At 36.4% G+C, this 10,131-nt stretch carries 7 protein-coding genes and 1 pseudogene; 5 read left to right on the top strand and 3 right to left on the bottom strand.

All coding sequences use genetic code 11. The features are described 5' to 3' along the window. Window positions 1–80, bottom strand: a pseudogene (locus PN497_RS25775) (alpha/beta hydrolase); the annotation flags it as partial. A gap of 93 nt (window positions 81–173) precedes the next feature. On the opposite strand from PN497_RS25775, the gene PN497_RS11370 reads away from it, so the two are divergent. Next, the gene (locus PN497_RS11370; RefSeq protein WP_096568424.1) at window positions 174–1,442 is read left to right on the top strand and encodes a hypothetical protein; all 1,269 of its coding nucleotides are present in this window, start codon (window positions 174–176) and stop codon (window positions 1,440–1,442) included. 157 nt (window positions 1,443–1,599) lie between these two features. Here PN497_RS11370 and PN497_RS11365 read toward each other — a convergent pair whose 3' ends face one another. Then, window positions 1,600–2,745 (bottom strand): SpoIID/LytB domain-containing protein, encoded by a 1,146-nt coding sequence (locus PN497_RS11365; protein ID WP_096568427.1) that lies wholly within the window; start codon window positions 2,743–2,745, stop codon window positions 1,600–1,602. Between the two features lie 130 nt (window positions 2,746–2,875). On the opposite strand from PN497_RS11365, the gene PN497_RS11360 reads away from it, so the two are divergent. After that, complete coding sequence (locus PN497_RS11360) at window positions 2,876–3,040, top strand: hypothetical protein (protein WP_272110162.1); 165 nt, start codon at window positions 2,876–2,878, stop codon at window positions 3,038–3,040. Here the strand turns inward: PN497_RS11360 and PN497_RS11355 are convergent. Continuing rightward, entirely contained in the window at window positions 3,026–5,284 is a 2,259-nt protein-coding gene (locus PN497_RS11355) for a GumC family protein (protein WP_096568430.1), read from the bottom strand. The genes PN497_RS11360 and PN497_RS11355 overlap by 15 nt on opposite strands. 1,008 nt (window positions 5,285–6,292) lie before the next feature. Here PN497_RS11355 and PN497_RS11350 point away from each other — a divergent pair. From PN497_RS11350 to hppD, 3 genes are all read left to right on the top strand, one after another. Next, window positions 6,293–8,086, top strand: a complete 1,794-nt coding sequence (locus PN497_RS11350) for a 4Fe-4S binding protein (RefSeq protein ID WP_096568433.1) — start codon at window positions 6,293–6,295, stop codon at window positions 8,084–8,086. Between the two features lie 129 nt (window positions 8,087–8,215). Continuing rightward, a complete protein-coding gene (locus PN497_RS11345; RefSeq protein WP_096568436.1) occupies window positions 8,216–8,920 on the top strand; it encodes an SDR family oxidoreductase in 705 nt (234 codons plus the stop codon). Window positions 8,921–9,063: 143 nt separating this feature from the next. Then, window positions 9,064–10,119 carry a 4-hydroxyphenylpyruvate dioxygenase gene (hppD, locus tag PN497_RS11340; RefSeq protein ID WP_272110159.1) on the top strand — a complete coding sequence of 352 codons (1,056 nt, stop codon included), beginning with the start codon at window positions 9,064–9,066 and terminating at the stop codon, window positions 10,117–10,119. The last annotated feature ends 12 nt before the right edge of the window (window positions 10,120–10,131 follow it).

Genomic DNA, 10,131 nt, shown 5'->3' with positions numbered 1-10,131 from the left:
GATTGGTAATTGGTAATTGGTAATTGGTAATTGGTAATTGGTAATTGGTAATTGGTAATTGGTAATTGGTAATTGGTAATAATTTATTCCCAGTCCCCAGTCCCCTGTTGCCTATTGATAAATTATTTATACTGGATGAAAGCACTATAAAATCAAACAGGACAGGAGAGACAATGACTCCCAATCCCGCTATTATGCGATCTGTGGAACAATTAGGCTACCGTGTGACTGTGGGTGATGTAGCTAGTCAAGCGGGTTTAAATGTGGCTGAAGCGAACCAAGGTTTATTAGCTTTAGCGTCTGATGCTGGTGGACATTTACAGGTAGCAGAAACAGGTGATATTGTTTATCAATTTCCCCAAAATTTTAGAACAATTTTAAGAAATAAATATTTGCAGTTGCGTTTGCAAGAATGGTGGAAAAAAATTTGGGGGGTGCTGTTTTATTTAATTAGAATTTCCTTTGGTATTTTGTTAATTGCTTCGATTGCCCTGATTACTATCACCATCATTATAATTATGACTGCTGCTAATTCAGACCGAGATGGAGATAATAGAAGCAGCAGTTCTGGTGGTTTCAATTTCTTCTTTTTCCCGGATTTATTTTGGTATTTTAGTCCTGATTATTATGGCGAAGAAAGACGCAGAGAAAGAAGAGAAAAAAGTGAGTTCAATTTCTTAGAATCTGTATTTTCATTTTTATTTGGTGATGGAAATCCGAATGCGAAATTAGAAGAAAGACGTTGGCGAGAAATTGGGATTGTAATTAGAAATAATCAAGGGGCGGTGGTTGCAGAACAAATTGCACCGTATTTAGATAATTTGGGTGAAAAATATCAACAGGAATATGAAGATTATATGTTACCTGTGTTGGTACGATTTAATGGTAAACCCCAGGTAAGTCCTGAAGGACAAATGGTATATTATTTCCCTGAATTACAAGTACAAGCTAGTAAAAAACTCCGTCAACCAGTAGATCCATATTTAGATGAAAATCTGTGGCGGTTTAGTGCTGCGAGTTCAGGACAAATTATGCTCAGTGCTGGTTTGGGTGTGGTGAATATTGTGGGAGCTTTAATATTAGGAAGTTTATTAAAAGGTGGAGAAATTGCAGCCCAAATAGGGGGATTGGTTGGTTTTGTTCAAGGAATTTATTGGTTGTTGTTAGCTTATGGGATTGGTTTTTTAGGAATACCATTAGCGCGTTATTTTTGGATTAAATGGCGTAATGGTAAAATTGCAACTCGTAACCGTGAACGTTTAGAAAGGGCGAGAATTTTAGGGAATGCGGATGATACTTTACAGCAAAAGATTGATTTTGCTCGTCAGTTTGCTGGTGAGAAAGTAATTGGTAAAGAGGATTTAATTTACTCTAGTGATAGAGATTTACTAGAACAGGAATTTGAGCAGGTGAAAAAGCAGAATTTGTTAGGTGATGGGTGATGGGTAATTGGTGATGCAATTTTGGATTTTGGATTTTGGATTTTGGATTTTGGATTTTGGATTTTGGATTTTGGATTTTGGATTATTTTTGTCATCTCCAATCTAAAATCTAAAATCTAAAATCTAAAATTTTTGTCCCCAGTCCCCAGTCCCCAGACTACTTAGCTTGAATAGGAGTTAAAGCTACACCTTTGTAATAATGTCCTAAAATTTGCAGGTGGTTTGCTCCTTGTTTAGCTAGGTTGTATGCTCCCCATTGACTCATACCTAAACCATGTCCAAAACCTAATCCTTGGAGGGTGAAGTTACCATTTGCGTCTTTGTTGAGGGTGAAACGGGTACTTCTCAGTTTTAGTGCAGTGCGGACTGCTTCACCTTTGAGGACTTTTGTACCTTGATCTCCCACAATTCTTAAAGTTTTAACGCTGCGGAAAGGAGACAGAGATTCAATCATCATATCTCTGACGTTACCGACTCCAGAAATGCGAGAGCTAATTTCTTCTGGAGTGAAGGTTCTGCTCCAGTTGCATTCTTTGATGTTTTGATCGAAGTCTTGGACAGCGCGTAAATAAGGAAGGGGGTTTCCCCAAACGTCTTCTACGTTTTCGGTGTGTCCACCAGAACAGGCATGAAATACTGAAAGAATAATGCGGTTGTCGTAGGTGAGGACTTGACCGGCTGTACTATCTACTGCTGCGTAGGTGTTGCGAGATTCGCTGCTGACACCTTTGTAAATTTGCCAGCGGTCGGGGGTATCTCCTAAGTCAAAAATGGGGTTGTTGCGTTGTTGTTCTCGTTTGTAGAGGGCATAGGTACGGGCAGCGATCGCTTGGGCTTTTAAAGCTTCTTGCGGCCAGCTAGAGTTCATTTCTCCACCGATGACGCTGTAGAGATATTCTTCTAAGTCTACCCAGTTAACAGCGGTTAAGCCGTTTTCGGTGGGGATAACCAAAGTTCTACCGCGAAACCAGCGATCGCCTATATAAACAAATCCTTTATCTGTAGGTTCAATCCAAAATAAACCAGATTGCCATTTATCTAAGCCTACTCCTCCGGGAACTGCTTGGGCTGCATAAGCACTCATTCCTGGTAGTTGTCCCAGGGTACGGCCAGAACTATCTTTAACTATTGCTGTCGTGGAAGCACCAACTTTAACTTGATTTACTCCCTTTTCAATGGCTACGCGCAGGATCACAGATGCTTGAGCAGGAGCGACTAAAACAAACCATAACAGGATACCTATCCACCAATGTTTTCCTTGAATTTGGGAAAATAAAGCGCCTAAATAAAGTTGGATTTTCATGCTGACCGTTGAATCACAAGCCTCTACCAGTTTAAAAGATATTTTTCCTTGTGAGAAAGTTGCGACTTCAACTTGAGGAGATCAAGGAGTCGTAGGGGCGAAGCATTCGGAAAATAACCTGTGATAAAAATTGATAATTTATCCCCCTTCGCCCTTACAGGAGATCAAGGAGTCAGGAGATCAAGGAGTCAGGAGTCAGGGAGAAATTATTTGTATTTTCCCAGTCACCAGTCACCTGTCACCAGTCACCTGTCACCAGTCACCAGTCACCTGTCACCAGTCACCTGTCACCTGAATTATTGACTTCATTGGCAACAATACCAATTAAATTTAACTGACTCAAAATTTCTGTTGTTTGCATTAGTTGATGTGGTGTTAATTGCCCGATGCGTCCGACGATGACAATACCATTAGAAACAGAGGCGATAATTCTCGCATCAACACTATCTAAAATAGAAGAAGTATCTATTAAAACTAGATCATAGATTTTTTCAAAAGACTCTATTAATTCTTTAAGTCTTTCTGAACTGAGGAGATTCACTACATTATCTGGTTGGGGTCCTGCGGTTAAAACATCTATTGATGGGTGAATAGGTTGAATATAATTTTGAAATTGTGTCTTGATGTCATCCAGCAATAATAAAGATAAACCCCAATCATTAGAGATTCCCAAAATTTTGTGTAAGCTGGGCGATCGCAAATTAGCATCAATGACTAATACCCGTTGGTGCATATTTGCTGCACTCGCTCCCAACCCTAAAGTTAAGGTTGTTTTCCCTTCTCCTGGTAGTGCAGAAGTCAACATCAAGGATTTAAAAGGTAAGGAATTTTTAAAGATTTGCAGATTTTGGTAAATCATATCCAGGGTTTCATGGCTGGATAATTTACTTTTGTTTTCTGTATTTATGTTTTCTGTATTTATGTTTTCTGTAATTACCGATGCTTGTTTTTCTTGCTTCTGTCTCAATATTTCTTTCAATCTGCTTTTTAAACTAGGTTGACCCAATCTTGGCACAGAACCAAGTAATCTGATATTTGTTAATTTTTGTAAATGTAAAGGTGAAAAAATTACCTTGTTAAACATTTCCCAAATTAAGGCTACAATCACACCTAAAATTGGTCCAGTTACGATTCCACCAATAATCAATAACCATTTTTTTGTACCAATATAAATACCTACTGCTGGTTCTTCCAAAATTTCCCACTCAAATCCGCTTTGAGCAATTTTCAATCCTAATGATTGTTGGAATTGTACCATTTGTTCAAGTGTTTGGCGTTGGATTTTGACATCTGATAGCAAACGATTATATTCTGATATAAGGCTGGGATATGTATTTAACTGTGTGCGAATTTCTTGTTCAGATTTAACTAAGTTATTTTCTTTATTAATGAGTGAATTTCGTTGTTTACTCAACCCGGCTAACTCCTCAGATAATTTATTATCAACAGTTAATAAATTCTCTGTATTTTGATCAGTATTAGTAGCTGTATTTTGCAATTTTTCTTGTAATAATGCCATCTGAAGTTGGCGTTTTTCCTTCAGTCTGATCACCACTGGAGAATTATCGGTGTAGCGCAAACGCTCCTGAGCTAAATTAGCTTCTGTTTTTCTAAGTTCATTGACTAAAGCTTCATAGTTACTGGAACGATTTAAACTAGCAGTTAACTGTGCATTCTTTTGGGAAGATGCTAATTTTTGTTCTAGACTTTTGTAGCGATTTTCTACAGTTTCGAGTTGTAAACGGTTAGTTTGTCGTTGTTTCTGAATATCAGCCAGAGATTCTAACAATATTTTACTTTGTATTTGTGGATCAATTACATTATGTTTCCGGCGAAAAAATGCTAATCTTTTCTCAGCCGCTAATGTCTCATTCTGTAACCTTGGTAATCGGTTGTTAACAAAGGCTAAACCTTGATTAACACGCTGATTTTTTTGTTCAAGATTATAGTCTTGATAAACTTTTTGCAGAGCTTGTAATACTCTTTGGGTTTTGACAGGATCGGGGTCTTTAAATGAAACGATAAATACTTGATTATTAACCCCATTAGATGATAATTTTTCTTCTGCGGGTTTGATTTGCAAATATCCATTTTTGCCAGTATCACTGTTACCTTTGATATCTTCTAAGGTAATATTGGGATAATCAGCACGTAGTAAATCAACTGCTTTTTGTACTAGCTTAGAACTCAGCATTAATTTCATCTGCTGGGTATATTCTCCAGATGAATTATCAGAATTATTTAACTGACTGGTTACATCTATTTGGCTCTGTGTTTGGCTCTGTGTTTGGCTCTGTATTTGGCTCTGAGTTGATCGTAATTCTTGATCCAAATCATCAGTTACCATGATTTGCATAGAACTCTGGTACATCGGTTTTGTGATGACAGCTAAAAGACTTGTAACTGATATTACTGCACAAGAAACCCCCAAAATTAAAAAGCGTCTGTAAAACAAAATTGTAGCTATTTGTCTAAGATCAAATACGCTTCCTTTAGAGGTAGTAATTACTTGTTTACGATTGAGATGACTTGTAGCCACTAGAAAAGTCCTCTACTATGAAAATAATATATCTGGAAGATAATGATGATAGCAAATTTTGAGATCAAACTTTGAGATATTTTTCCTTGGAGATAATTGATACTCAAAGTTATTTCTTACATCAATAAGAGTTATTCTTTCCATGTTGATGAAGTGGAGCATCCCAAATGTGTAAATTTATTTTTATCTAGGGAAATAAAATGCTCCAAGTCTTGATATAATTGAACCGCAAAGGACACAAAGGACACAAAGGACACAAAGGTAAGAGATTGTGAGAGATTTTTTAGTGTTGCTGCGTTTATTTTGTCAAAATTGGGATGCTCCCGATGAACTACTTGATAGAACATATCCTACATAGCTCTTAGATCATTAATTCATCCCGATATATGTCCAGTCAGCACTATGATAGTAAATTTATTCAGAAGAATTTTAAATATTTAATGAAGGATAAATAGGAAATATATTAAGTATGAAAAATATTCAGGACGATAAGTGATCTAACTTTAAAAAAAACATTAAATAAACATTAAATAAACATTAAATAAACATTAAATAAACCTAAGAGGATGTTTTAAAAGTAGTATAGTACGATTCTAATCACATTGCTACCCCCTCCCGCCTTGTAAAAGGGGGAAACAATAAAAATCCAGTTCCCTCCCCTTGACAAGGGGAGGGTTAGGGAGGGGTCAAAATATTTGATACACCATGAAAGACTTTTCAAACAACCTCTAACCAACCCCTAACCCCAACCTATTACCTACCCCTCCCTTACTTTTCCGACTGACAGATCCGACTTTTCCGACTCCAGAGGTAACACTAGATCAGCTATTATCAGCATATAAGAAGTAGTACCTCATAGAAAAAACTCTGCTTATAGCTGTATCAATGATTATTATTTCTATTAAAAAACTAGAAAATTAAAGATTTTTTCAAAGATTTTTTCCCTGTTCCCCGTTACCTGTTCGTTTTTACCCAATAGTAATTTAGCATAACAAGTACCGAATAATCATGTTTAATCGTATATCTGAAACTCTCATACACAAGATCCGCTGGGTATTAACTATCCTATGGCTAGGATTAATGGCATCTTTTTTATATGATCCTTTATCTTCAATATTGACTAAACCTGAAAATACTTGGAGTCCTTTGAGATTGTCCAATACTTGTATTCAAGTACAAGATCAATGCCTATCACAACAGCCTTATCCTCTAGGAACAACCTTATTTTGGGGAGCAATTATTCCTATTTCTATTTTCATTTTACTAGTGTTCGGACATGAAATGTGGCGAAGAATTTGCCCCCTATCTTTTTTATCACAAATTCCCCGCTCTTTAGGTTGGCAGCGTCAAATCAAACGAGAAGATCCTAAAACTGGCAAAATACGTTATGAGTTAGTAAAAATTAAGCCTGATTCATGGTTAGGAAAAAATTATTCCTATGTACAATTTGCATGGCTGTTTGTAGGGTTATGTGGTCGTATTTTATTTTTTAATGCAGATCGTTTAATGTTAACATTATGGATATTATTTACCATTGCATTCGCTATTATTGTGGGTTATTTATATAGTGGTAAGTCTTGGTGTAACTACTTTTGTCCGATGGCTACAGTGCAAAGGATTTATAGTGAAACTGGTGGATTATTTAGCAGTCAGGCTCATACAAGTGAGCAATTAATTACTCAATCAATGTGCCGTACTACATTACCAGATGGTAAAGAAAAAAGTGCTTGTGTAGCTTGTCAAAATCCTTGTATTGATATTGATTCCGAAAGAACTTATTGGTCTGATTTAAAACGTCCAGAATCATCGTTTGTACGTTACGGCTATGTTGGTTTAGTTATTGGTTATTTTGTTTATTACTATCTGTATGCTGGTTATTGGGATTATTACTTTTCTGGTATTTGGGCAAGAGAAACCGATCAACTTGCATCACTGTTTGCACCGGGATTTTATGTGTTAGGAAAAACAGTTAATATACCTAAAATAGTTGCAGTGCCTATGACTCTTGGAGGATTTACAGCCCTGGGCTATGGGTGGGGAAAAGTAATAGAAAAGAAAGCAAAAGCTTATAGTCTGCGTCATCATCTTCATCTTTCTATTGATACTATTAGACATGGAATTTTTACCATTTGCACCTTTGGCATTTTCAACTTCTTTTTTATTTTTGCTGGTCGTCCTCTCATTATATTATTGCCATTATGGATACAATATTTATACGATATATTATTAGTCATCTTGAGTACAATGTGGCTATACAAAACTTGGAAACGTACCCCGGATATTTACTCCAGAGAAAGTGTTGCTAATCGTTTACGCAAGCAACTAGAAAAACTAGATATCAATTTGCCCAAATATTTAGATGGACGTTCTATTAAGGAATTAAATACTCATGAAATATATGTATTAGCCAAGGTATTACCAACTTTCACAAAAAACAAACTCTATCATGCATACAAAGGTGTGGCACGGGAATTTTTAGTAGAAGGAAAGATGAAATACTCTGAAGGTTTAGAAGTATTACAAAAAATGGCTCAAGATTTGGAAATTTCAGAGGATGAACACTGGGAAATTCTCAATCAGTTGGGTGTGGAAAACGTAGAAATTATCAATTCTCCTCTGGAAATAAAAAATGTAGAAAATAATGTAGAAAATGATGAGCTATTGCAAAAACTGCAAGATTTGAATCAGGTATTGCAAAAACATTTCGATAAAATTCTTTATGTACCAACCAAGTATACTGGTTTTGTACTAGTAAAAGATAGTTTGCAGAAATTAAGGCGATCGCAGGAAAAAGAAAAATGAGAAATATGAAATATAAAGTTTTTATTTAGATCCCGGACTTCTTTAAGAAGTCCGGGAGTCATAACCCCGACTGACTCATGACTAGTGCTATAGTATATAAAGAAATGTAAAGAGATTATCAATACTGTCATGCAGGATAAAGTTATTGTCATCGTTGGTGCTACTGGTGGTATTGGTTCAGCCTTAGTTCGTCAACTTGCACCCACTGGGGCTAAGTTGGTACTAGCTGCTAGAAATGCCTTGAATTTAGCAACATTAGCTAGTGAGTTATCAGGGGAAGTGCTGACAGTGCCGACAGATATTACACAACCGGAACAAGTGGAAGCATTGATACAAGCAACTGTGGCGCAGTTCGGTAAAATTGATGTTTTGGTAAATGCGGCTGGTTTAGGTATTCTCAAGGCATACAACAATATAGAATCAGGGGAATTAGATAAAATTCTGGACTTAAATTTAAAAGGTTGTTTTTATACCTCTCAAGCTGCTGCTAAGGAAATGCAAAAACGCAAATCTGGCCATATTTGTAATATAGTCGGGATTTTAGGTAAACATTCCATGCCGATGGCTGCGGCTTATTCTGCTTCTAAGTTTGGGGTTGTGGGTTTTAGTAAGTGTATGGCGGAAGAACTTAAACGTTTTGGTGTCAAGTTTACTTTGTTTTATTTTGGTGGTGTAGATTCTCCTTTCTGGGACAATGTAAGTTTAAAAGTAGATAGAAGTAAAATGTTAAGTTGTGAAACGGCGGCTAATGCTGTTTTCTATGCTTTATCGGCTGAACCTCAAGCTGTGCCAATGGAAATTAATATTCAGCCTGATAGTCATTTATTTTTCTAAGAGCTTTTTTCAGGTAAATGAATCATACTTAAAGACAAGTTTCGCGCAAAGTGCAGAGGTGCAAAGTCGTAAAGAGAAACTTAGTTTTATTGCTGGTGTGTTTCATTTACCTGATCACTGTTAACTGATAATTGATAACTGATATGCTGCAAATTGATCACGTTCACTTCTATGTAGAAGATGCCCACACTTGGCGCGATTGGTTTGTCAAATATCTGGGTTTTCAAAGAGTAGTTAATTCATTTTTTTCAAGTTATGAAAATCAGGGAAGTTCATTACACACTCTGACTGAAGTTGTGAAAAATGGTGATGTCTATTTTTTACTTTCTTCACCTCTTTTACCCTGTAGCCCTGTAGCGGAATATTTACGTTTTCATCCTCCTGGTGTGGTTGATGTGGCTTTTGTGGTGGAAGATTTAAAGGCAGTTACGGCAAAGGCTACTGCTAATGGTGCTACACTTGTACAACCTGTTGAAAATGGTGTATTTTTTAAATATGCAAAAATTTCCGGTTGGGGTAAATTAAGTCATTCATTAATTGAAAGAAATATTGAGAAAACAATTATTGAACAGGATGGTTTTATAGGTATAGATCATGTAGTTTTAAATGTGGAAGTCGGGGATTTACAAACTGCTGTTAAATGGTATCAGAATATTCTTGATTTTCAACCCCAACAAAGTTTTAATATTCAAACTGATTTTTCTGGTTTGCATAGTCAAGTGATGATTTCTGCTAATGGTAAGGTACAATTACCAATTAATGAACCTGCTTCTGCTAATTCCCAAATCCAGGAATTTTTAGAATTTAATCGTGGTTCTGGTGTGCAACATATTGCTTTACATACTCGAAATTTAATTGATGCGATCGCTCGTTTTCGTGCTGCTGGTTTATCTTTTCTCTCTGTTCCCAAAAGCTATTATTTACAATTACAACAACGTTTAGAATTGCCTTTATCACCTGAAGAATTACAGGCGATCGCCCAACAAGAAATTTTGGTAGACTCTCAACAAGATGCACCTTTAGAAGCGTTACTGTTACAGATTTTCACCCAACCAATTTTTAAAGTACCCACTTTTTTCTTGGAATTTATTGAACGTCGTTCTCAAGCTGCTGGTTTTGGTGAAGGTAATTTTCGCGCTTTATTTACTGCTATGGAAAGCGAACAAATTAAACGGGGGTTTGTAAAAGGTGACTGGTGACTGGTGACTGGT

The sequence above is a fragment of the Sphaerospermopsis kisseleviana CS-549 genome, assembly GCF_028329225.1.
GTDB lineage: Bacteria > Cyanobacteriota > Cyanobacteriia > Cyanobacteriales > Nostocaceae > Sphaerospermopsis > Sphaerospermopsis kisseleviana.
This window is presented reverse-complemented; position numbering and strand designations above follow the sequence as displayed.

Coding starts and splice junctions, on each gene's coding strand:
- PN497_RS11370 (WP_096568424.1), top strand. CDS start 174: ATGACTCCCAATCCCGCTATTATGCGATCTGTGGAACAATTAGGCTAC.
- PN497_RS11365 (WP_096568427.1), bottom strand. CDS start 2,745: ATGAAAATCCAACTTTATTTAGGCGCTTTATTTTCCCAAATTCAAGGA.
- PN497_RS11350 (WP_096568433.1), top strand. CDS start 6,293: ATGTTTAATCGTATATCTGAAACTCTCATACACAAGATCCGCTGGGTA.
- PN497_RS11345 (WP_096568436.1), top strand. CDS start 8,216: ATGCAGGATAAAGTTATTGTCATCGTTGGTGCTACTGGTGGTATTGGT.
- hppD (WP_272110159.1), top strand. CDS start 9,064: ATGCTGCAAATTGATCACGTTCACTTCTATGTAGAAGATGCCCACACT.